The sequence below is a fragment of the Pseudomonas sp. AK-TSAG1-1 genome, from assembly GCF_056821665.1.
On sequence record NZ_CM165965.1, the window covers coordinates 410280 to 432745 of the forward strand.

Consider the following 22466-nt stretch of genomic DNA (forward strand, 5'->3'; position numbering starts at 1 on the left):
ACGGAGTGTCAGTCGACATCAATGTTGGCTGACCCACCGCTTTCGCGAGCAGGCTCGCTCCCACATTTGTTTTTGGGGTGCCTGTAATGGCTTGTATGGACATGTCTACCCGCGACAGCCGGGGCTTCTGTCCGTCAGGCATATTGCGTCTCGTGTTTCTGTTTCGGCCCCGCGTGCCTATAATGGCTGCCTTTTTCGCCCAATGATTTTGCGGAGCTGGTGATGGCCGAACGTAAGGCGTCTGTCGAGCGCGACACTCTGGAAACCCAGATCAAAGCCTCGATCAACCTTGATGGCACCGGAAAGGCCCGATTCGATATCGGTGTACCTTTTCTTGAGCACATGCTGGATCAGATCGCCCGTCACGGGTTGATCGACCTGGATATTGAATGCAAGGGCGATCTGCATATCGACGACCACCATACCGTGGAAGACGTTGGTATCACCCTCGGCCAGGCCTTCGCCAAAGCCATCGGCGACAAGAAAGGCATCCGTCGCTACGGCCATGCCTACGTGCCGCTCGATGAAGCGCTGTCGCGCGTGGTCATCGACTTCTCCGGCCGCCCAGGCCTGCAGATGCACGTGCCTTACACCCGCGCTACCGTTGGCGGCTTCGACGTTGACCTGTTCCAGGAATTCTTCCAGGGCTTCGTCAACCACGCACTGGTCAGCCTGCACATCGACAACCTGCGTGGCACCAACACGCACCACCAGATCGAAACCGTGTTCAAGGCTTTCGGCCGCGCCCTGCGCATGGCCGTCGAGCTGGATGAGCGAATGGCCGGGCAAATGCCATCGACCAAAGGCGTTCTGTAATGCAGACGGTTGCAGTTATCGACTACGGCATGGGCAACCTGCACTCGGTGGCCAAGGCTCTGGAGCACGTCGGTGCCGGCAAGGTGCTGATCACCAGCGACGCGGACGTGATCCGCGAAGCCGATCGCGTGGTATTCCCCGGTGTTGGCGCAATTCGCGACTGCATGGCGGAGATCCGTCGCCTCGGTTTCGATTCGCTGGTGCGTGAAGTCAGTCAGGATCGTCCGTTCCTCGGCATCTGTGTCGGCATGCAAGCCTTGCTCGACACCAGTGAAGAGAACGATGGCGTCGATTGCATCGGCCTGTTCCCGGGGGCGGTGAAGTTCTTCGGCAAAGATCTGCACGAAGACGGCGAGCACCTGAAAGTCCCGCACATGGGTTGGAACGAAGTGAAGCAGAAGGTCAGCCACCCGCTGTGGCATGACATTCCGGACATGGCGCGTTTCTACTTTGTGCACAGCTACTACATCGCGGCTGCCAACGCGCGGCAGGTGGTGGGTGGCGGTCATTACGGCGTCGATTTCGCTGCGGCGCTGGCCGATGGCTCGCGTTTCGCCGTGCAGTTCCACCCGGAGAAGAGCCATACCCATGGCCTGCAATTGCTGCAGAACTTCGCCGCGTGGGACGGTCGCTGGTAAATGGCTGTCAAGAAGTCCAAACCGCCGATCCTGACCCTCACTCCCGAACAGGAGAACGAGGCCAATCGCAAGATTCAGCGGTTCATGGAAGACCGTTTCGAACTGGACCTGGGTTCGTTCGAGGCGGCGGAAATTCTTGAGCTGTTTACCCGCGAAATTGCTCCGCACTATTACAACAGGGCGATTTTCGATGTGCAGACCCACCTCAAAGAGCGGTTTGAAAGCATCGAAAGCGACCTGTGGGCGCTCGAGAAAAACTGATTTCCGAGCCAAGCTGAACATTCAAATTTGAAGGTTTGCCAGATGCTGATTATTCCCGCTATCGATCTCAAAGACGGTGCCTGCGTACGTCTGCGCCAGGGCCGCATGGAAGATTCCACAGTGTTCTCCGATGACCCGGTGAGCATGGCTGCCAAGTGGGTGGAGGGCGGTTGCCGCCGTCTGCATCTGGTCGATCTGAACGGCGCTTTCGAAGGTCAGCCGGTCAACGGCGAAGTGGTCACCGCCATCGCCAAGCGCTACCCGACTCTGCCGATCCAGATCGGCGGCGGTATTCGCTCGCTGGAAACCATCGAACACTACGTCAAGGCGGGCGTCAGCTACGTGATCATCGGCACCAAAGCCGTTAAAGATCCGGCGTTCGTCGCTGAAGCCTGCCGCGCGTTCCCGGGCAAGATCATCGTCGGTCTGGATGCCAAGGACGGTTTTGTCGCCACCGATGGCTGGGCTGAAATCAGCACCGTGCAAGTCATTGATCTGGCCAAGCAGTTCGAGGCCGACGGCGTGTCCTCGATCGTTTATACCGACATCGCCAAAGACGGCATGATGCAGGGCTGCAACGTACCGTTCACCGCAGCCCTGGCCGCTGCCACGAAGATCCCGGTGATCGCGTCCGGCGGCATTCACAACCTGGGTGACATCAAGTCGCTGCTCGACGCCAAGGCGCCGGGCATCATCGGCGCAATCACCGGCCGGGCGATCTACGAAGGCACTCTCGACGTCGCCGAAGCGCAAGCTTTCTGCGACTCGTACCAAGGCTGAGGACTGACCATGGCGCTGGCCAAACGCATCATCCCTTGCCTGGACGTGGACAACGGCCGGGTCGTCAAAGGTGTGAAGTTCGAGAACATCCGCGACGCCGGTGACCCAGTGGAAATCGCCCGTCGTTATGACGAGCAGGGTGCCGACGAGATTACCTTTCTCGACATCACTGCCAGCGTCGATGGCCGCGACACCACGCTGCATACCGTCGAGCGCATGGCCAGCCAGGTGTTCATCCCGCTGACCGTCGGCGGTGGCGTGCGGACCGTGCAGGACATCCGCAACCTGCTCAATGCCGGTGCGGACAAGGTGTCGATCAACACCGCCGCAGTGTTCAACCCTGAGTTTGTCGGCGAAGCCGCGCAGCATTTCGGCTCGCAGTGCATCGTCGTCGCTATCGACGCGAAGAAGGTTTCCGGCCCGGGCGAAACTCCGCGTTGGGAAATCTTCACCCACGGCGGACGCAAGCCGACCGGTCTCGATGCGGTCGAGTGGGCGAAGAAGATGGAGGGCCTGGGAGCCGGTGAGATTCTGCTGACCAGCATGGATCAGGACGGCATGAAGAACGGCTTCGACCTAGGTGTGACCCGCGCTATCAGCGATGCGCTGGGCATTCCAGTAATCGCTTCTGGCGGTGTCGGCAACCTGCAGCACCTGGCTGACGGCATCCTCGAAGGTCACGCCAGCGCAGTGCTCGCCGCAAGTATTTTTCACTTCGGCGAATACACCGTGCAGGAAGCGAAAGCGTATATGGCCAAACGCGGCATCGTGATGCGCTAATCCGTACAGGCCAGTGGACAGCATGGCGTACCCAAGGCACTCTTGGGCACGCCATGGATTCCGGTAGCCCGACATGATCAAACGCCTGCTTCTTGTTCTCGCCAGTGCTTCTTTGCTGTTGCTCAACGCAGCGCGGGCCGAAAACAGTCCCGACACCGATCTGGTGCTCCTCACCGAAAACTTCCCGCCCTACAACATGGCGAAAGACGGCAAGAACTTCGCCAAGGGTGAGAACATCAATGGCATCGCCACCGACATCGTGCGCGAGATGTTCAAGCGTGCGGGGCTCACCTACAGCCTGACATTGCGTTTCCCATGGGAGCGGGTCTACAAGCTGGCGCTGGAAAACCCCGGCTACGGCGCATTCGTGATGGCGCGCCTGCCGGATCGCGAGAATCTATTCAAATGGGTCGGCCCGATCGGTCCCGACGACTGGATCATGTTGGCCAGGGCCGACAGCAAGATCACTCTCGAAACCCTCAACGATGCACGCAAATACAAGATCGGCGCCTATAAGGGCGATGCGATTGCCGAGACGCTGGCCAAGCAAGGTTTGAAGCCGCTGGTTGTCCTGCGTGATCAGGACAACGCGAAAAAACTGGTCAACGGCCAGATCGACCTGTGGGCCACTGGCGATCCTGCCGGGCGTTATCTGGCGCGGCAGGATGGAGTCACCGGTCTCAAGACCGTGTTGCGCTTCAACAGCGCCGAACTGTTCCTGGCCCTGAACAAAGACGTGCCGGACGCTGTGGTCGCCAAGTTGCAGGCGGCGCTGGATCAGATGCGCAAGGACGGCGTTGTCGACGACATCATGTCGCGCTATCTGTAACGGTTGCTATCTGTAGCTCAGGTTGTGCAGCGGTGACTGGCTCATCCGTTTCATTGGCGATCGTGGTGAGTGGCGCTGCCATCGCCTGCAGCGAAGGGGCGAGGACCTGAGGCTCCTCGGGCGTGTGCTCACTGATATGCAGACTGGTGCCATCGGTATAGCTGAGACCGCTGGTGACTGTTGTGCCATCTGCACGCAGCAGGCTGTAATCACATTGAATCAGGTAGACCGCCACCGTTCTGTTTTTCGGCGCGAACGCGATGATCTCCATGGGAGTGGAATTGAACCACTCGTTTGAGTGGGATTTGCTCTGAGTAAAAACAACTTCAAGCTGCGCCGAGAATGCCATCGCCGTTGGCATGCTGGATTTCCATTGACCTTCAAACGCTACCGAAGTCGCTCTAGCGAAAATCAAGAGGCTGGCAGGAGCCTGTACGCGTGGCGCCGTCCACCTGAACGTCCTGCTCGCTGACGCTGGATTATGTTGATGGCCGACAAGCAGATACCGGTCAGTTCTTTGCAGAAGATAAAAGGGCGATGAGCGCAGTTGTTCGAGAGGCGTGAGCAACGGGTCTTTTATGGTGAACCAAGGCAGTTTGGCGGTATGGGTGGACGCGCCCGGTTCGCTCGGTGGTATGGGGCCGCTCAATGTTGGCGCCACTGGGCGGGCGTTCATCTCCAGCGGGATCGGCATGCGCAATGAATAGGCTGGAGAATTCTCGGGCGTGGCGTAGCCGTTTTCACTTATCGCGATACCGGGTGCAAGGTGAATTTCACCGGGCGCAGCCACCGGAGGCGCGATGCTCCAAACGCTGACACTTTGTTTTGCGCCACTGCCCCTGTCGTTCCAGATCAGCTCATTGACGTTCGAGGCAATGACCAGGTCGGCGCGGACGCAGCGAACGGCGTTAAGTGAAGGTTTTTCGTGATCATTGGAGCAGACAGAACCCAAAGCCACGTAGCCCTCCGGAGCAATGGGCCTCCAGATAGCCCCGTCCTTTCTGGATTTTGTGCCTGTGTCTTTCCAGATCAACTCGAAGTCGTCCGGTCGACTCAATGCCTTGCCCTTGGCGGGATCCGAGCTGGCGATCTCCGCCTCGCAAACCACGACAGCCACAGCGCCGGCGTGATTGATGTTGTCGAATCCGGCAGCGATCACATCGCCCAACGGAAAATAGCCCGGCAACACATCCGGTGCTGGGGTCGGGCGCCAGAAGGCAGCGGGTTTCGCCCGTGAGCCGGCGCTGTCCCAGATCCGGTGAAATTCCGTGGTGAAGTTGATCAGCAAATTATCATGCTTGATGGCCTGCATTTGCCCGGTCGGGCTAGCGGCGTTGTCGTGAATAGTCATCGTCAGTCCTGATAGTGAAAGGCGACTCATGGGAGTCGCGACCCGTTGCAGGTCTTACTATCCGGATGTGTGTCAGGCTTCTGGCGGTAACTATGTAATCAATGTCGTGACACGGTATTACCGATATACACCGTCTTTTCCATGGCCAGCCATGGCGCGATTGCTGCGCACGCTGATCATCTGCTTGATGTCGATCCACTCGATACCCTGAGCCTTGAGCTTCGGCAGTTCGCGCTCCAGCACGGCCAGCGTCTGCGGGTACGGGTGGCCGATCATCACTGCCGAACCTTGCTTGCGCGCCAGGCTGATTGCCGTCTGCAACTGGGTGTAGATTGCCGCTTCAGTGCGCTCGTCATCGAGGAAGACGTCCCGCGAGACACTCGCCAGATCGATCTTCTGGGCCTGCTGCGCGGCGACAGTTTGTGCGCTGGTGCGGCTGTCGACGAAGAATTTGTGGCGGCGCTGCAACTCGCCCATCAGCCAGGCCATCGCCACCGGTTGCGCTGTCATGCGGCTGCCCATGTGGTTATTGATGCCGGCGGTGTAGGGGACTTTTTTGAACGCCGCATCGAGGCGTTTTTCCAGCTCTTCGAGGGGCAGGTCGGGGTGCCAGGCGTACGGGCCAGTGGCCGGGTCCATGGGCATGTGCAGGATTACGATCTTGCCGGCACGATGAGCCTCGCGGGCGAATTCGGTGGCGTGCGGGGTGTCGGGCATGATCGCCGTCGTCACCGGGCCGGGCAGGGCCAGCACGCGGCGATCCCGGGGCAGGTTCTGCCCCAGGTCATCGATGATCAGTGTCAGGTAGGCTTTGAGCGGCGTTGAGCCGGCGGGTTCTGCATGAGCAGCACCCGCCAGACAGCACAGCAAGACGAAGAGCCAACGCAAAGGCATCCTCAACGGCCGGAGGTGATGCTCAGGCCTTTGAGCAGGCTCAGGGCCTGGGCCAGCTGGTAATCGTCATCCTGCGGCATGGCCTTGGCCTTGGCGCCGGAACCGGACGGCTTGTCCGCGCCGCCGTTGCCGTTGCCGAGGTGACCTTGCAGATCGGCTTCCTTGAAGTAGTCGCCGTCCGCCTCGTTGGTGATCTTGGCCTTGCGCACTTCGATGTCCGGGACGATGCCCTGGGCCTGAATCGAGCGGCCATTGGGCGTGAAATACAGCGCCGTGGTGATCTTCAGCGCGCGGTCGTTGTTCAGCGGCAGCACGGTTTGCACCGAGCCTTTGCCGAAACTGGTGGTGCCCATGACCACGGCGCGTTTCTGATCCTGCAGGGCGCCGGCGACGATTTCCGAAGCCGAGGCGCTGCCACCGTTGATCAGCACGACCATCGGCACCGCTTCGCTTTCGTCCTTGCCGGTGGCAGAGAAGCGCAGCTCGGAGTTGGCGATCCGGCCTTTGGTGTAGACGATCAGGCCTTTCTTGATGAAGTGGTCGACCACTTCCACCGCCGCTTGCAGCACCCCGCCCGGGTTGTTGCGCAGGTCGAGAATGATGCCGTTGAGTTTCTTGCCGTTGTCCTTGCGCAGCTTGGCCAGCGCCTTGGAGACTTCTTCGCCGGTCTTGACCTGGAACTGGGTGATGCGGATGTAGCCATAGCCCGATTCCAGCAGCTGTGCCTTGACGCTCTTCACTTGAATCACGGCGCGAGCCAGGGTCACGTCGAACGGCGTTCCGCCGTCACGGACCAGGGTCAGGGTGATTTTCTGGCCGATCTTGCCGCGCATCTTGTCCACGGCTTCGGTCATGGTCTGGCCACGAGTCGGTTGGCCGTTGATCTTGACGATGAAGTCACCGGCCTGGATGCCGGCCTTCGATGCAGGCGTGTCGTCGATCGGCGACACGACTTTGATGAAGCCGTCTTCGGAACCGACTTCAATGCCCAGGCCGCCGAATTCGCCGCTGGTGCTTTCCTGCAGCTCGGTGAAATCTTCAGGGCCCAGGTACGCGGAGTGCGGGTCGAGGTTGCTGAGCATGCCCTTGATTGCGTTTTCCAGCAGGGTCTTGTCGTCCACCGGCTCGACATAGGCGGCCTTGATCCGATCCATCACCTCGGCAAAGGTGCGCAACTCTTCCAGCGGCAGCGGTGCCTTGGCGGTCGCGGCAGTGCCTGCCGGAGCGACAGCCGGGGCCGGTTGAGCAGCGAACGCCAGAGGCGCGCCGATCACCAGGGCGATCGTCAGGGCCAGCGAGGTAAGGCGGGACAAATGCAGCATGTCGAACGAACTCCTGAATTAGGCGACGCGCTTATCCTTGCGCGTGACACCATTGCGCCGGATCACTCGGGTGACCCTGCTGACGAATTGCGAAATACAGCGCTGGTGTGTCCTGACCGCCACTGTTACCCACAGTGGAAATCGACTCACCGGCTTTTACTACGTCACCGGCCGACTTGAGCAGCGTCTGGTTGTGACCGTAAAGACTCAGATAACCATTGCCGTGATCGAGGATCACCAGCAGCCCGGCACCGCGCAACCAGTCGGCGAACACCACACGCCCGCCGTGTACGGCATGCACCTGGCTGCCGGCGGCGGCGCTGATCATCACGCCATCCCACTTGGTGCGGGCGTCGTCGCCACGGCTTTCGCCGAAGCGTGCCAGCAGTCGACCATCAACCGGCCACGGAAGTTTTCCCCGGGTTGCAGCAAAAGGGCCACCAAAGGTCTCGCCGCTGCTGGACACCAGCGCGCCTGGCGTTGATCTGACCGGTTTTCGTGGGGCGTCGCTGGTATCAGCCTGCGCCTCACGCAAGCGCTTTTTTTCCGCTTCCTGCTGGGCGATCAGCGCTTTCTGCCGCGCTTCTTCTGCCTCACGGGCCTGGCGGGCCAGGGTTTCTTCAATGGTTTTAAGGACTTTAGACAGGTCTGCCTGATCCTGCTCGCGGGCGGCCAGTTTCTGGTCGCGGGCTTTCACGTCATCGTTGAGCTTGGCGAGGACCTGCTGGCGCTCCTTGCGGACTTTTTCCAGCTCGTCGCGCTGGGTGTCGAGGCTGCTTTTCTGCACCAGCAATTGTGCTTGCTGCATGGCGATGTCTTTTTCGACATTGGCCAGTTGGCGCAGGGTCTCGTTGAAGTTCTTCAACTGCTCCAGGCGGGCCTGGCTCAGGTAATCGTAATAGGTGAGGGTGCGGGCGAATTTCTCGGGATTCTGCTGGTTGAGCAGCAGCTTGAGGTATTCCTGACGGCCGTTCTGGTAGGCCGCGCGGGCCTGGATGGCGATCAGTCGCTGTTGTTCAGTGCGCGCGCTCTGGAGTTTTTTTTTCTCTGCATCGAGCCGCTGTAGCTCGGATTCGCTTTTCTTCAGCTCTTTTTGCAGGGCATCGACCTGCTTCTCGAGCTTGCCCATCTCGGTTTCAGTGCCCTTGAGCTCTTTCTGCACGCCGGACTTTTCTTCCTGCAGCTTGCCCAGCAGCTTTTTCAGCTCGGCAATGTCCTGACGCGTGGCATCCAACTGCTGTTGGGTTTGCGCGCGCTCGTCAGCGAAGGCCGGTTGGAGCAGGCAGGTCAGAGCGAGGGCGATCAGGACGCGGAGCATAGAGGCGGGCGGCACCAGGGTAAGGGACGGGCCTAGTATGCCCGCCCGACGCTGCAAAAAAAACGCCCAATTGGGCTTGTGTGATAACTGGAGCAGATTCGGTAATAAAAATAGCGCAAAACCAATGTGGGAGCGGGCTTGCTCGCGAATGCGGGGGTGTCAGTCAACATCAACGTTGCTGATACTCCGCATTCGCGAGCACGCCCGCTCCCACAGGGTTTTGCGGTGATTTGGCGATTCGGGGGTTACACCAGAATCGAGGTGCCGGTCATTTCTGCCGGTTTTTCCAGGCCCAGCAGCATCAGCATGGTCGGAGCCACGTCCGCCAGTACGCCGCCTTCACGGACCTTGAGGTCACGCTTGCCGACATAAATGAACGGCACCGGCTCGGTGGTGTGCGCGGTGTGCGCCTGGCCGGTGGAGGCGTCGGACATTTGCTCGACGTTGCCGTGGTCAGCGGTGATGAGCGCTTCGCCGCCGACCTTTTCCAGGGCCTCGACGATGCGCCCGACGCAGGTGTCCAGGCATTCCACGGCCTTCACCGCAGCGTCGAACACGCCGCTGTGGCCGACCATGTCGCCGTTGGCGTAGTTGACCACGATCACGTCGTAGCGCTGGTTTTCGATGGCATCGACGATGCGGTCGGTGACTTGCGGCGCGCTCATTTCCGGTTGCAGGTCGTAGGTGGCGACTTTTGGCGATGGGATCAGGATGCGCTCTTCGCCCGGGAACGGTTCTTCACGGCCGCCGGAGAAGAAGAAGGTCACGTGGGCGTACTTCTCGGTTTCAGCAATGCGCAGCTGAGTCTTGCCGTTCTTCGCCAGGTAGTCGCCGAGCACGTTTTCCAGGCTGCCGGCGGCGAAGGCCGATGGCGCTGGGATGCTGGCGGCGTATTGGGTCAGCATGACGAAACCGGCCAGTTTTGGCTGGCGCGCACGCTCGAACTCCTTGAAACCGTCTTCGACGAACGCGCGGGTCAGCTCGCGGGCGCGGTCGGCGCGGAAGTTCATGAACACCACGGCGTCGCCGTCTTCAACCTTGACCGGCTCGCCGATGGTGGTGGCTTTGACGAATTCGTCGCTCTCGCCACGGGCGTAGGCGGCGTCGAGGCCTTCCTGCGCAGTCGCGGCGTTGAACTCGGCGTTGCCGTCGACGATCAGGTTGTAGGCCTGGGATACGCGGTCCCAGCGGTTGTCACGGTCCATCGCGTAGTAGCGGCCGACGATGCTGGCGATGCGGCCCTTGCCGAGTGCCTGGAAGGTCGCATCGAGCAGTTCGATCGACGAAGTGGCGCTTTTCGGCGGGGTGTCGCGGCCGTCAAGAAAGGCGTGCAGGTAGATTTTTTCGGCGCCGCGCTTGAACGCCAGTTCGGCCATGGCGATCAGGTGATCCTGGTGGCTGTGCACGCCGCCATCCGACAGCAGGCCCATGAAATGTACCGCTTTGCCGGCAGCCACGGCTTTATCCACAGCGGCGCATATGGTCGGGTTCTCGAAGAACTCGCCGTCGCGGATCGCTTTGGTCACGCGAGTGAAGTCCTGATACACCACGCGACCGGCGCCAAGGTTCATGTGGCCGACTTCGGAGTTGCCCATCTGGCCGTCCGGCAGGCCGACGTCCATGCCGCTGCCCGAGATCAAGCCGTTAGGCACGCTGGCCCACAGGCGATCGAGTACGGGCTTGTTCGCCGCATACACGGCATTGGATTCGTGGCTGTCACTGTGACCGAAGCCGTCGAGAATCATCAGGACCAAAGGTTTAGGCGTGGTAGTCATGGAATCCACTCGTGGCTAATAAAGAAGAGGGCGATGGAAAAGGGAGTGGCAGTTTAATGCGAAGTTCCTGCGGCGTCACCGCCGGACGGGGTTTGGCCCACCATGGCTGCTGTGTATACTGGCCGACATTTTAACGCCCTGGAACCTCCTTCGATGGTTGCTCACCTGATTGAATTTGCCACTAACCACTACATTCTTGTCGGTATCTTCGTCGTACTGCTGGCTCTGTTGCTTGCCCACACGATGCAGGGCGGCGGTAAAAGCCTGAGCACCGGCGAGCTGACCGCACTGGTCAACAAAGAAGCAGGCGTGGTGGTGGACATCCGTCCAACGAAGGATTTCGCTGCCGGCCACATCGTTGGCGCGGTGAACATTCCCCAGGACAAACTGGCTGCGCGCATCGGCGAGCTGGAAAAACACAAGGCCAAGACCATCATTCTGGTCGATGCCCTGGGCCAGACCGCCGGCACCCACGCCCGCGAACTGATGAAATCCGGCTTCACCGCCGCCAAGCTGTCCGGCGGGATCTCCAGCTGGAAAGGCGACAACCTGCCACTGGTGAAGTGATATGAGCGAAGTCATCGTCTACTCCAGCGATTACTGCCCTTACTGCTCGCGAGCCAAATACCTGCTCGAGAACAAAGGCGTGGCCTTCAAAGAGATCAAGGTCGATGGCAAGCCGCAGGTGCGCGCCGAAATGACCCAGAAAGCCGGGCGCACGTCCGTGCCGCAGATCTGGATCGGCAGCCAGCACATTGGCGGTTGTGATGATTTGTATGCCCTGGAGCGCGCCGGCAAGCTCGACGCGCTGCTCAAGGCCTGAACGGCTGCACCCACGTACAGCAATCCCTAAAAGACCCAAGATCAGAAAGGATCTGAGATGACTGACCAACAGAACACTGCAGCCAGCGAAGAAGAAACCGCACCGCAATTCTCCTTGCAGCGCATCTACGTTCGCGACCTGTCCTTCGAAGCCCCGAAAAGCCCGGCGATCTTCCGCCAGCAGTGGGACCCGACCGTCGGTCTGGATCTGAACACCCGCCAGAAAGAACTGGAAGGCGATTTCTACGAAGTCGTGCTGACCCTGTCCGTTACCGTGAAAAACGGCGACGAAGTGGCCTTCATCGCTGAAGTGCAACAGGCCGGTATCTTCCTGATCAAGAACCTGGACGCGGCTTCGATGAGCCACACTCTGGGGGCGTTCTGCCCGAACATCCTGTTCCCGTACGCTCGCGAAACCCTGGACAGCCTGGTGACCCGTGGTTCGTTCCCGGCCCTGATGCTGGCACCGGTGAACTTCGACGCCCTGTACGCGCAAGAGCTGCAGCGCATGCAGGCTGCTGGCGAGACGCCGACCGTTCAGTAAATGATCTGAGCGTTGACGCAAGTCCAATGTGGGAGCGGGCTTGCTCGCGAAGGCGGTGTGTCAGGCGACATCAATGTCATCTGATACGCCGCCTTCGCGAGCAAGCCCGCTCCCACATTTGTTATGCGGCGTTATTTGAAGTCGTTCTGCCGCCACGCTTCGTACACGGCCACCGCCACGGTGTTGGACAGGTTCAGGCTGCGGCAGCCTTCACGCATCGGCAAGCGCAGGCGCTGTTCTGCCGGCAGGGCGTCCAGTACCTCCGGCGGCAGGCCACGGCTTTCCGGGCCGAAGATGAACGCATCGCCAGGGACGAACGCGGCATCGTGAAACGGCCGCGAGCCCTTGGTGGTAAAGGCGAATAAGCGTGGGTTGCCCAGGCTTTCCAGGCAACTGGCGAGATCGGCATGGCGTTGCAGCGTGGCATATTCGTGGTAGTCGAGACCGGCCCGGCGCAAGCGCTTGTCGTCCATCTCGAAACCCAGTGGTTCGATCAAATGCAGGTGGCAGCCACTGTTGGCGCACAGCCTGATAACGTTGCCGGTGTTCGGCGGAATTTCTGGTTGAAAAAGGATGACGTGAAACATGCACGGCTCCGAAGGTAAAGATGACGCGCATTCTACGCCGCAAGCGGACCCGCGTTCGAAACTATTCCCGCGGGTGATCGGTTCGCTGGCGATAGTCGGTTTGATGATCGGGTTGATGATCGGTCGCCTGACCACACCGGATCCGAGCGTGCTGCAGCAGGTCGAAGTGACGCAAGACGGCCTGGTGGTCTGGTTCAACAACGAACCGAAGCTGCACGGTGAGATCATCGACGGCACCGTGGCGCTGCTGTTCCAGGCTGAAGGCCGCGCGCAAAAGGGCCAGCTCAAGCTCAACGGCAAGGACGTGAACTGGCGGACGCGAGTGAGTGATGGCGGGTTGTTGCTGACGGTGCTGGCGGCGCGGCCGCTGCAGGGTGACTGGGCCGCCAGCAAGGTCGATGACCGCTGGCGGCTGGAGATCCATCTCCGCGAGCAATAAAAGCGGGAATCCCCGGCCTGCCTGTACCAGGGTTCCCAAAACGGGGTGGACTTCGCTTTGCAGCGTCGGTCCGGTGTAAAGAGGGAACCCCCGGCCTGCCTGTACCAAGGATCCCAAAAGGGTGGGCGCATCGCGTTGTGTCGAGCGCCCGGTGTAAAGAGGGGAATCCCCGGCCTGCCTGTACCAAGGTCCCCGAAACGGGTGGTGAATCGAATCACCTGTAAGAGCTATTGCAGGGGGCGTGCCAGGTTTTTATCTGGTGAAACAAAAAATTTGATCAGAAACGCGAAAGCCCCGTTATCCGGGGCTTTCGTGTTTTTGATGCTGAGGTTTTTCAGCGTTTTTTTCTTGTGATCAGAACTGTAGGTTGTGCTCGGTTGCGGTTCAAAGTGCATTAAGGTGGTGCACAGAGAGCTAACTGTGAGAGCGGGCTTGCTCGCGAAGGCGTCGTGTCAGTCACCATCCCGTGCAATGACACAGCGCTTTCGCGAGCAAGCCCGCTCCCACACTGGATCTTTGGTGTTCACGTCATTTGTGTCTCACCGCAGACCTATAGGCTGTTTAGCCCTCATCCCCCTCATCATCATCCCCGCCATCGACCTTCATTCCCAATTCCTTGATCTTGCGCGTCAGGGTGTTGCGCCCCCAACCCAGCAACACCGCCGCATCACGCCGGCGTCCGGCCGTATGTTTCAGGGCCGTCTCGATCATGATCCGCTCAAACGCCGGCACCGCGCTGTCGAGCAAACTCGACTGACCGCGCGCCAAGGCCTGGTCAGCCCACTGGCGCAGGGCCTGCTCCCAGTTGGTCACTGGCGCCGAGTCCTGTGGCAGGCTCAGCAGTTCCGGTGGCAGGTCACTGATGTGCACCTCGCGTCCGGAGGCCATTACGGTGATCCAGCGGCAAGTGTTCTCCAGCTGCCGCACGTTGCCCGGCCATGGCAGGTTCTTCAGGTATTCCTCGGTCTCGCTCTTGAGCAGCTTCGGCTCCACCGCCAGCTCTTGCGCGGCGCGGCTGAGGAAATGCTTGGCCAGGGTCGGAATGTCTTCACGCCGGTCCGACAGGCGTGGAATGTGGATGCGGATCACGTTGAGGCGGTGGAACAAGTCCTCACGGAATTTCCCGGCGTGCACCAGGGTTTCCAGATTCTGGTGGGTCGCGGCGATGATTCGCACGTCGACCTTGACCGGCACGTGCCCGCCAACCCGGTAGAACTCGCCGTCGGCCAGTACCCGCAGCAACCGGGTTTGCGTATCCGCCGGCATGTCGCCGATTTCATCGAGGAACAGTGTGCCGCCGTCAGCCTGTTCGAAACGTCCGCGCCGCAGGTTGGCGGCGCCGGTGAACGCGCCTTTCTCGTGGCCGAACAGCTCGGATTCCATCAGGTCCTTGGGAATCGCCGCCATGTTCAGCGCAATGAACGGCGAGGCCGCGCGCGGGCTGTGGCGGTGCAGGGCGTGGGCCACCAGCTCTTTACCGGTACCGGACTCGCCGTTGATCAGCACAGTGATGTTGGAGTGGCTCAAGCGGCCGATAGCGCGAAACACTTCCTGCATCGCCGGCGCTTCGCCGATGATCTCCGGGGTGCGGGTCAGTGCCGGCACCACTTCCAGGCCTTGCTGTTCCTGTGCGTGCTGATTGGCGCGCTTGACCAGCGATACCGCCTCGTCGACGTCGAAAGGCTTGGGCAGGTATTCGAAGGCACCGCCCTGATACGAGGCCACCGCGCTGTCCAGGTCGGAGTGAGCGGTCATGATGATCACTGGCAACCGTGGGTGCTGCTCGCGAATGCGCGCCAGCAGGTCGAGGCCACTGGCGCCTGGCATGCGGATATCGGAAATGATCACATCAGGCTGCTGACGGGCCAGACGACTCATCACGCCATCGGCGCTGTCGAAGCTCTGGGTGGTCATGCCTTCCTGCTGCAAGGCTTTTTCCAGAACCCAACGGATAGAACGGTCGTCATCGACGATCCACACGGTTTCACTACGGCTCATGTCGATGTGGCTCCTTGTTCCAGTGGCAGAAAGATCGAGAACGTGGTGTGGCCGGGGTGGCTGTCACACTCGATCAGGCCCTGGTGCTGGCTGATGATGTTCTGGGTGATGGCCAGGCCCAGCCCGGTACCGTCCGGGCGGCCGCTGACCATGGGAAAAAAGATGGTTTCCTGTAGTTCCGCCGGGATCCCGGGGCCGTTGTCGATGATTTCGATCTTGGTCACCAGGCGATGGCGGACGTGGCCGATGGTGAACTGGCGCATGGTCCGGGTGCGCAGGCTGATGCGGCCCAGGCGCAGCTCGTTCTGGCTGCTGATCGCCTGCATCGCGTTACGCACGATGTTCAGCACGGCCTGAATCATTTGTTCGCGGTCGATCAATACGTCAGGAATGCTCGGGTCGTAATCGCGCACCAAGGTGATGCAGCCCTGACTTTCCGCTTCGACCAGTTGGCAGACACGTTCGAGCACTTCGTGGACGTTGCACAGGGCCAGCGAAGGCAGTTTGTTCGAACCGAGCATGCGGTCGACCAGATTGCGCAGGCGGTCGGCCTCTTCAATGATCACGTTGGTGTAGTCGCGCAGACTGTCTTCCGGCAGCTCGCGGGCCAGTAATTGCGCGGCGCCACGGATGCCGCCCAAAGGGTTCTTGATCTCGTGGGCGAGGCCGCGCACCAGCATCTTGCTGGTTTCCTGCTTGGACAGCTGCGCCTCCTCCTTGGTGATTCGCAGCAGGCGATCACGCGGGTGCACCTCCAGCAGGAGCATGGTCGCGCCGTTGCTGAGGATCGGCGTCACCGCGTAGTCCACGGTCAGGGTCTGGCCGGTGAGGGCGGTGAGCATCGCTTCGCGCTTGGTGAACGGGTGCGCCTGTTCGACCGCCTGGCGCAGCGAGTTGAGCGCCTCGGTGGATTCGGTGAACAGCTCACTGATGAACTGCCCATGGCTGCGCTGACCGCTGATGGCCAGCAGCATCTCGGCCGCCGGGTTCATGTACTCAAGGCGCAGTTCGGCGTCGAGCAGGATGGTGGCGGTGGTCAGGTTGTCGAGCAGCAAACGGTGGATTGCGTCGCTTATGGTCATCTGGACCCCTTTTGGAGCAAGGCGTGCGCGAGAACTAAGCGCTGATGCGAGGAAAATGCAAAAACCAAACCAAGGCTCCGAAAAGAAGCGCTCAACCCCTGAAACAGGCGTTTGACGCTCGTTTGCGTGGCGTCCTGCCAGGGCTGGCGGGTACTTTCGAACCAAAATGGGTTGGAATGTGGGTACGGTGCAGTCTGTTGCACCAATATAGTGCGCAAAGCTGAACGGCGTTAGAAGAAACGCAGGAAGGGGTTTTTCGGCTCGGGCGGTTTGTCTTTCAGCGGACATTCCGGGCGCACGCCGTAGTCCTCGCTGACGCAGGGTTTGACCTGGCGCTTCTGTGCCAGCGAGATGCGCAGCATGTGGAACGGCTGGTTGGCGGTGCGTTCGACGGTGCGACCCTGCTCATCAACGATTTCCACCGACAGGTTGTGGCTGCCCCGGTCGATGTTGCTCAGCGGGAATACCGGGCTCAGGCCCGGCTCGCCAGTGGCCTGGCCATCCAGTAGCAGGCGATAGCGATGGCCGTGTTGCAGGCCTGGTTCGCTGGTGACGCTGACGATCAATTCACCGGCGCTGCTGCGGATGGTCGCGTCGGGTTCGGGGATCAAAAGGCGCAGCATGTCGTAGTGAAACAGCGGTTGTTCCTGGGTTTTTTCTACAGCGCGGATCGGCTCAGCGGCGGTCGGGTTGGCTGACATGCGATTGCTGGTCGCGATGGGTACGCGCTTGGCGTTGCCGCGCGGCTGGTCGGTGTAGACGCGATTGCCCTGCGCGTCGACATAGGTGAAGACCTCGGCGTAAACGGGCAGGGCGAACAGGCACAGGATCAGCCAGAGGATCCTCATGGTTTGTGCACCCGCTGCACGGTGAACACCACCGTCGGACTCTGCTGAATGATCGCTTCGCCGTCGATCACCTGTACTGCCAGTCGATGCTCGCCGCGATCGACATTCACCAGTTGCAGGATCGGCACATTGCTCGGCTGGCCGTAAGGCGCGTCGTCCAATACCAGCCTTAATTGCTGCGGCGCCTGCAGGCGCGGTTTGATCAGCACGGTGACGGTGAAGGTGCCGTTGTTGGCGCGCAGGGCTTCTTCGGTGGGCAGGCCGGTGAGCTCGAGAATCTCATAGGGACTGCGTGCAGGCTGGCGATTGTCCGTGCCAGAGGGCGCTGGAGTGCTCGGTGCCTGTGGCTCGACGCTGTTGAGCGGCGGCAGCTCCACTGGCTGCGCCTGCACACCGTCCGGCGAATGATCGCTGTAGACCGTGTTGCCGTTGGCGTCGGTGTACTTGTAGATCTGCGCAGCGGCGGGCAGGGCAATCACCAGCAGGAGAAATAGAAGACCACGACCCATGGACTCGACCGATCAACAATGAGATTGGCTTGCAGCATAGGCCAAGGGCGGCGGTAAGCCCAAACGGGACAACATCCGCTCACACAAACCGCTCCCCGGATCTTTATCGTGAAGCGCCCGACTCAAGCAGGCTCTCACGCACGCCGGACAGGACGCCAGCCTTGTAATGCTCGATGTAGGTCAAAATGCCATTGGCGTCGGTATCGCGCAGCTCGCCGTCCTTCTTGCCTGCGACGAAGTTTACGGTCTGGGTATGGCCGTTCTCGGCCTTGAGTGTCCATGGGCCGTTTTGCAGGTCGTCGGTGTAGTTGCCGGTACCTGTTTTGGTTATCCACAGGCCTTGGCGCTTGTCGTCGACATAACTGCCGCGCTCGGTAACGCCGGCGATGGTCAGTTCGCTCTGGCCGTTGAGTTGTCCGTGGGCATAGGTCTGGAATCCGGTGGCGACCCATTCCATCTCGTCGTAGTTGGAAAGCTGCCAGCGGCCCTCGCGCAAATCACTGTGGTATTCGCCGTCCAGCGTTTGCCCGTCCTGGTAAAGGCTCCATTGCCCCTCCCGTTTACCGTCTGCGAAATGACCGGACTCAGAATATTTCTCGTCTTTGGAAGTAGACCACGGACCGATACGCACGCCCTGTTTGTAGGCCCCTTGGGCTGAGATCGATTCAGCATCATAAGACACCGACTGGCCATCTTCCCCGCCAGTGAATTTCGCCGGTTCGGTTTCCCAGGCGATACGTCTGACCCGATAGTTGTACAGCGTGCGGTTACCTTCGACGAGCGTGGCGTCGAGCCAGCGCCAGAAGGTAACGGTGAGAAAGCGTCCGTCTTTTTCCTGATAGGTCTTCTTGAAAAAATACGGTTCGTCCTGTGGCGTTGGGTTGCTCAGTGGATCGTAGTACTGGCCGTAATAGCTCACCAGATTGCCTTGGCTGAAATCGAGCTGGTCGAACTCCGACACGCCGGACTCTTCATAGTAAAGGCGGTAGTTGAGCGGTGTTATTTGGCTCAGGGCCTTCTTGATGGTCAGTGCATCAAGGCGTTTCTGGCCTTCGGTGATGCGATCGAGCGCCGGCTGCAGGCGCGTGACACGGCTGTAGAGGTGATCGTAGGCGTCGTATTTGTAGGCGTAGATCTTGTAGCGATCGTTTTGCCGGAACAGCACGAAGCGGGTCGGATCCTCGCTGTCGAGTGACATGAGAAATACCGATTCGATCGAAGCCTGGCCGAAGTCATCCAGCAGTTGCGGGTTTGCCTCGGGCGTGTTGCAAGCGCAGTAGTAACCCTTCACACCGCTGGCTTCTTTGATAAATGCCAGAGTGGCAGAACTCTCCTGCAATCCCTGAATCAGCGGATGAGCCAGCGGTTTGTTTTCATAGAACTCGGCTGCGTTAACAGTCTGGCTGGCGAGGCCGGCCATCAGGGCCAGAGCCCATAACCACTTCATGCGAATCCCTTCGTCAAGGCGCCGGACGGGCGCTGAGGCGGCGGATTATCCATGGATGAGCGCGCACAAAAAAGGCCTCCCGAAGGAGGCCTCTTTTTGTCACGCCGCGTGCCGCAGCGCTACCGGATCAGCAGCTGTAGTACAGCTCATATTCCAGTGGGTGTACGAAAGTACGAACCTTGATTTCTTCTTCGGATTTCAGCGCGATGTAAGCGTCGATGAAGTCGTCGGAGAATACGCCGCCCTTGGTCAGGAACGCACGGCCCTTGTCCAGCTCTTCCAGGGCTTCTTTCAGGCTGCCGCAAACTTGTGGGATCTCTTTCGCCTCTTCAGGCGGCAGGTCGTACAGGTTTTTGTCAGCGGCATCGCCTGGGTGGATCTTGTTCTGGATACCGTCCAGGCCGGCCATCAGCAGTGCTGCGAAAGCCAGGTACGGGTTGGCAGCCGGATCCGGGAAGCGTGCTTCGATACGACGGCCGCGTGGGCTGTTGACGTAAGGAATGCGGATCGAGGCGGAACGGTTGCGAGCCGAGTAGGCCAGCATTACCGGCGCTTCGAAACCTGGCACCAGACGCTTGTAGGAGTTGGTGGCCGGGTTGGTGAAGCCGTTCAGGGCCTTACCGTGCTTGATGATACCGCCGATGAAGTACAGGGCGGTTTCGGACAGGCCGGCATAGCCTTCGCCCGCGAAGGTGTTCTTGCCGTCTTTGGCGATGGACATGTGCACGTGCATGCCCGAGCCGTTGTCGCCGTACAGTGGCTTCGGCATGAAGGTCGCAGTGCGGCCGTAAGCGTCGGCAACGTTGTGTACAACGTATTTCAGAGTCTGAACTTCGTCAGCTTTCTTCACCAGGGTGTTGAACTTGACACCAATTTCGTTCTGACCGGCAGTCGCCACTTCGTGGTGGTGAACTTCAACGGTCTGGCCCATCTCTTCCAGTGCGTTGCACATGGCAGTACGGATTTCGTGATCGTGGTCGAACGGCGGAACCGGGAAGTAGCCGCCTTTGATACCAGGACGGTGGCCTTTGTTGCCGCCTTCGATGTCCTGGTCGGACATCCACGAGCCTTGTTCGGAGTAGATCTTGAACATCGAGCCGGAGATGTCCGACTTGAACTTCACTTCGTCGAAGATGAAGAATTCTGGTTCTGGACCGGCGAAGACGGTGTCACCGATACCGGTGGTCTTCAGGTATTCCTCGGCGCGGTGAGCGATGGCGCGCGGGTCGCGATCGTAACCTTGCATGGTCGACGGTTCGATGATGTCGCAGACCAGGATCAGGGTCGCGTCTTCGGTGAACGGATCGAGCACGGCAGTATCGTCGTCCGGCAGCAGGATCATGTCGGAGGCTTCGATGCCTTTCCAGCCAGCGATGGAGGAACCGTCGAACATCTTGCCGACTTCGAAGAAGTCGTCTTCCAGCGCATCGCGAGCCGGCATGGTCACGTGGTGCTGAGTGCCTTTGGTGTCCGTGAAGCGCAGATCAATCCACTTGACGTCATGATCTTTGATGAGTTGAACCGACTTCGACATAGTGTCCTCCGGGTGGCTTAGGGCTTGGTAGTGGATGCCCTTAATATGGGTGATGCCGGCGCAGATACTCTGCCAAGGCAACCTGCCTCACAAGGGAGCAAATTGCATGCCAGTGCCCCACCATGGGTTTTTTGCCCCAAATTCACGCTTGCAGCGGTGCAAAGTGCAATAAAGGGGAAAATCTCGCCCCTTAATGTAGCGTGCAAATCTGAAAATGACCCGTTTTGGTGCATGACAAACCTTCTGCATATTAACTGGTTAAACCTTGAGCAATTTCCGCTATAATCCGCGCCCCCCTTTTTCGGCTGGCCCTGCGCGCGCTGTTTTCATGAAACTAATCGTAAAAGTCTTCCCCGAGATCACCATCAAAAGCCGCCCTGTCCGGATGCGTTTCATCCGCCAGTTGGCCAAGAACATCCGCGCCGTGCTCCGCGATCTGGACCCGGCCGTGTTGGTGAACGGTGTGTGGGACAATCTCGAGCTGGAAACCCGCGTTACCGACCCCAAAGCCTTGAAAGAGATGGGCGAGCGCCTGGTCTGCACCCCGGGCGTTGCGCATTTTCTGCAGATCGACGAGTACCCGCTGGGTGACTTCGACGACATCACCGAGAAGTGCAAACAGCACTACGGCGATGAGCTGGCCGGGAAGATTTTCTCGGTGCGCTGCAAGCGTGCAGGCAAGCACCCGTTCAGCTCGATGGACGTTGAAAAATACGTCGGCAGCAAGCTGCGTCGTGAGTGCGGGGCGGCCGGAATCGACCTCAAGGCACCGGAAATCGAAGTTCGCATCGAAGTTCGCGACCAACGGTTGTTTGTCATCCACAGCCAGCACAACGGCATCGGCGGTTACCCGCTCGGTGCCCTGGAGCAGACGCTGGTATTGATGTCCGGCGGCTTTGACTCGACGGTTGCGGCCTACCAGATCATGCGGCGCGGCCTGATGGCGCATTTCTGCTTCTTCAATCTGGGCGGTCGTGCCCATGAATTGGGCGTGATGGAAGTCGCGCATTTCATCTGGAAGAAGTACGGCAGCTCGCAACGCGTGCTATTTGTCAGTGTTCCGTTCGAAGAAGTGTTGGGCGAAATTCTCGGCAAAGTCGATAACAGTCATATGGGCGTCGTATTGAAGCGTATGATGTTGCGCGCGTCCTCCGCCATTGCCGACCGCCTGCACATCGATGCACTGGTGACCGGCGAGGCGATCTCCCAGGTGTCGAGCCAGACCTTGCCGAACCTGTCGGTGATCGACTGCGTGACCGACAAGCTGGTCCTGCGCCCGCTGATCGTCGCGCACAAACAGGACATCATCGACACGGCCAACGAGATCGGCACCGCCGATTTCGCCCGGCACATGCCGGAATACTGCGGGGTCATTTCGGTCAATCCGAAGACTGCCGCCAAACGCTACCGCGTTGAGCACGAAGAGAAAGAATTCGACATGGCGGTCCTCGAGCGTGCGCTCGAAAACGCCAAACTGGTGCCGATCGATCGGGTGATCGACGAATTGGGCCAGGATTTGCAGATCGAAGAAGTCGGCGAAGCACTGGCCGGTCAGATCGTCATCGACATCCGTCACCCGGATGCGGCCGAGGATGACCCGCTGGAGCTTGCCGGCATAGAAGTACAGACGATGCCGTTCTACGCAGTGAACGCTCGTTTCAAGGAGCTGGATCCGACTCGCCAGTACCTGCTGTATTGCGACAAAGGCGTGATGAGTCGCCTGCATGCTCACCATTTGCTCAGTGAGGGGCATGCCAATGTGCGCGTTTATCGACCGAGCTAAGTGCCCGGGGCTGTTTGCCTGTGGCCTGCGTCACCGGCCCCCCGACACCGCCGTCAAGCTGTAACGGCCATGCCGGACACTACTGTTAATCGCTGCCAAGACTTGTCAG

23 protein-coding genes are annotated in these 22466 nt (G+C 60.0%); 11 read left to right on the forward strand and 12 right to left on the reverse strand.

Going from position 1 to position 22466, the window contains the following annotated elements:
- The first annotated feature begins 222 nt into the window (after positions 1-222).
- The 6 genes from hisB to AC1UK9_RS01860 all read left to right on the forward strand — a co-directional run bounded on the left by hisB (position 223) and on the right by AC1UK9_RS01860 (position 4104).
- Positions 223-816, forward strand: coding sequence for an imidazoleglycerol-phosphate dehydratase HisB (hisB, locus tag AC1UK9_RS01835; protein ID WP_007909204.1), 594 nt, complete (start codon positions 223-225; stop codon positions 814-816).
- Positions 816-1454, forward strand: coding sequence for an imidazole glycerol phosphate synthase subunit HisH (gene hisH / locus AC1UK9_RS01840; protein WP_025110934.1), 639 nt, complete (start codon positions 816-818; stop codon positions 1452-1454). Before hisB ends, hisH begins: the two co-directional genes overlap by 1 nt.
- Positions 1455-1715, forward strand: a complete 261-nt coding sequence (locus AC1UK9_RS01845) for a DUF2164 domain-containing protein (protein WP_025110933.1) — start codon at positions 1455-1457, stop codon at positions 1713-1715.
- Positions 1716-1757: 42 nt separating this feature from the next.
- Positions 1758-2495: a 1-(5-phosphoribosyl)-5-[(5-phosphoribosylamino)methylideneamino]imidazole-4-carboxamide isomerase gene (gene hisA, locus AC1UK9_RS01850; RefSeq protein ID WP_003220753.1), complete on the forward strand. Its 738-nt coding sequence runs from the start codon at positions 1758-1760 to the stop codon at positions 2493-2495.
- A 9-nt stretch (positions 2496-2504) separates the two neighbouring features.
- Positions 2505-3275 (forward strand): imidazole glycerol phosphate synthase subunit HisF, encoded by a 771-nt coding sequence (gene hisF, locus AC1UK9_RS01855; RefSeq protein WP_007909211.1) that lies wholly within the window; start codon positions 2505-2507, stop codon positions 3273-3275.
- Between the two features lie 73 nt (positions 3276-3348).
- Positions 3349-4104, forward strand: coding sequence for a substrate-binding periplasmic protein (locus AC1UK9_RS01860; protein WP_473014211.1), 756 nt, complete (start codon positions 3349-3351; stop codon positions 4102-4104).
- Here AC1UK9_RS01860 and AC1UK9_RS01865 read toward each other — a convergent pair.
- The 5 genes from AC1UK9_RS01865 to gpmI form a co-directional block, all read right to left on the reverse strand.
- Positions 4085-5455 (reverse strand): Vps62-related protein, encoded by a 1371-nt coding sequence (locus AC1UK9_RS01865; protein ID WP_482579158.1) that lies wholly within the window; start codon positions 5453-5455, stop codon positions 4085-4087. The genes AC1UK9_RS01860 and AC1UK9_RS01865 overlap by 20 nt on opposite strands.
- Positions 5456-5572: 117 nt before the next feature.
- The gene (locus AC1UK9_RS01870; RefSeq protein WP_482579160.1) at positions 5573-6349 is read right to left on the reverse strand and encodes a divergent polysaccharide deacetylase family protein; all 777 of its coding nucleotides are present in this window, start codon (positions 6347-6349) and stop codon (positions 5573-5575) included.
- A gap of 2 nt (positions 6350-6351) precedes the next feature.
- Positions 6352-7671, reverse strand: a complete 1320-nt coding sequence (locus AC1UK9_RS01875; protein ID WP_025110929.1) for a S41 family peptidase — start codon at positions 7669-7671, stop codon at positions 6352-6354.
- A gap of 31 nt (positions 7672-7702) precedes the next feature.
- A complete protein-coding gene (locus AC1UK9_RS01880) occupies positions 7703-8989 on the reverse strand; it encodes a murein hydrolase activator EnvC family protein (RefSeq protein ID WP_473014214.1) in 1287 nt (428 codons plus the stop codon).
- 245 nt (positions 8990-9234) lie between these two features.
- On the reverse strand, positions 9235-10764 hold the full coding sequence (gene gpmI / locus AC1UK9_RS01885; RefSeq protein WP_025110927.1) for a 2,3-bisphosphoglycerate-independent phosphoglycerate mutase: 1530 nt from the start codon (positions 10762-10764) through the stop codon (positions 9235-9237).
- A 153-nt stretch (positions 10765-10917) separates the two neighbouring features.
- On the opposite strand from gpmI, the gene AC1UK9_RS01890 reads away from it, so the two are divergent.
- The 3 genes from AC1UK9_RS01890 to secB are packed head-to-tail and all read left to right on the forward strand — an operon-like array spanning position 10918 to position 12130.
- On the forward strand, positions 10918-11331 hold the full coding sequence (locus AC1UK9_RS01890) for a rhodanese-like domain-containing protein (RefSeq protein ID WP_025110926.1): 414 nt from the start codon (positions 10918-10920) through the stop codon (positions 11329-11331).
- 1 nt (position 11332) lies between these two features.
- Positions 11333-11587 (forward strand): glutaredoxin 3, encoded by a 255-nt coding sequence (grxC, locus tag AC1UK9_RS01895; RefSeq protein WP_025110925.1) that lies wholly within the window; start codon positions 11333-11335, stop codon positions 11585-11587.
- A 57-nt stretch (positions 11588-11644) separates the two neighbouring features.
- On the forward strand, positions 11645-12130 hold the full coding sequence (secB, locus tag AC1UK9_RS01900; RefSeq protein ID WP_025110924.1) for a protein-export chaperone SecB: 486 nt from the start codon (positions 11645-11647) through the stop codon (positions 12128-12130).
- A 131-nt stretch (positions 12131-12261) separates the two neighbouring features.
- Here the strand turns inward: secB and AC1UK9_RS01905 are convergent, their stop codons facing one another.
- Positions 12262-12717 carry a tRNA (cytidine(34)-2'-O)-methyltransferase gene (locus AC1UK9_RS01905; RefSeq protein ID WP_003220777.1) on the reverse strand — a complete coding sequence of 152 codons (456 nt, stop codon included), beginning with the start codon at positions 12715-12717 and terminating at the stop codon, positions 12262-12264.
- On the opposite strand from AC1UK9_RS01905, the gene AC1UK9_RS01910 reads away from it, so the two are divergent.
- The gene (locus tag AC1UK9_RS01910; protein ID WP_025110923.1) at positions 12716-13156 is read left to right on the forward strand and encodes a hypothetical protein; all 441 of its coding nucleotides are present in this window, start codon (positions 12716-12718) and stop codon (positions 13154-13156) included. The two genes, AC1UK9_RS01905 and AC1UK9_RS01910, sit on opposite strands and share 2 nt — an antisense overlap.
- 561 nt (positions 13157-13717) lie before the next feature.
- Here the strand turns inward: AC1UK9_RS01910 and ntrC are convergent.
- From ntrC to glnA, 6 genes are all read right to left on the reverse strand, one after another.
- The gene (gene ntrC / locus AC1UK9_RS01915) at positions 13718-15154 is read right to left on the reverse strand and encodes a nitrogen regulation protein NR(I) (RefSeq protein ID WP_007961729.1); all 1437 of its coding nucleotides are present in this window, start codon (positions 15152-15154) and stop codon (positions 13718-13720) included.
- Positions 15151-16236, reverse strand: a complete 1086-nt coding sequence (gene glnL / locus AC1UK9_RS01920; RefSeq protein ID WP_007961730.1) for a nitrogen regulation protein NR(II) — start codon at positions 16234-16236, stop codon at positions 15151-15153. Before glnL ends, ntrC begins: the two co-directional genes overlap by 4 nt.
- A 230-nt stretch (positions 16237-16466) precedes the next feature.
- Entirely contained in the window at positions 16467-17084 is a 618-nt protein-coding gene (locus tag AC1UK9_RS01925; RefSeq protein WP_482579165.1) for a DUF4124 domain-containing protein, read from the reverse strand.
- Positions 17081-17593 carry a DUF4124 domain-containing protein gene (locus AC1UK9_RS01930; protein WP_025110921.1) on the reverse strand — a complete coding sequence of 171 codons (513 nt, stop codon included), beginning with the start codon at positions 17591-17593 and terminating at the stop codon, positions 17081-17083. Before AC1UK9_RS01930 ends, AC1UK9_RS01925 begins: the two co-directional genes overlap by 4 nt.
- Positions 17594-17696: 103 nt before the next feature.
- Positions 17697-19040, reverse strand: a complete 1344-nt coding sequence (locus AC1UK9_RS01935) for a toxin-antitoxin system YwqK family antitoxin (RefSeq protein WP_482579167.1) — start codon at positions 19038-19040, stop codon at positions 17697-17699.
- Positions 19041-19167: 127 nt separating this feature from the next.
- Positions 19168-20574 carry a glutamate--ammonia ligase gene (gene glnA / locus AC1UK9_RS01940; RefSeq protein ID WP_003220788.1) on the reverse strand — a complete coding sequence of 469 codons (1407 nt, stop codon included), beginning with the start codon at positions 20572-20574 and terminating at the stop codon, positions 19168-19170.
- A 328-nt stretch (positions 20575-20902) separates the two neighbouring features.
- Between glnA and thiI the strand changes: the two genes are divergently transcribed.
- Positions 20903-22357 carry a tRNA uracil 4-sulfurtransferase ThiI gene (thiI, locus tag AC1UK9_RS01945; protein WP_482579169.1) on the forward strand — a complete coding sequence of 485 codons (1455 nt, stop codon included), beginning with the start codon at positions 20903-20905 and terminating at the stop codon, positions 22355-22357.
- Positions 22358-22466: the final 109 nt, after the last annotated feature.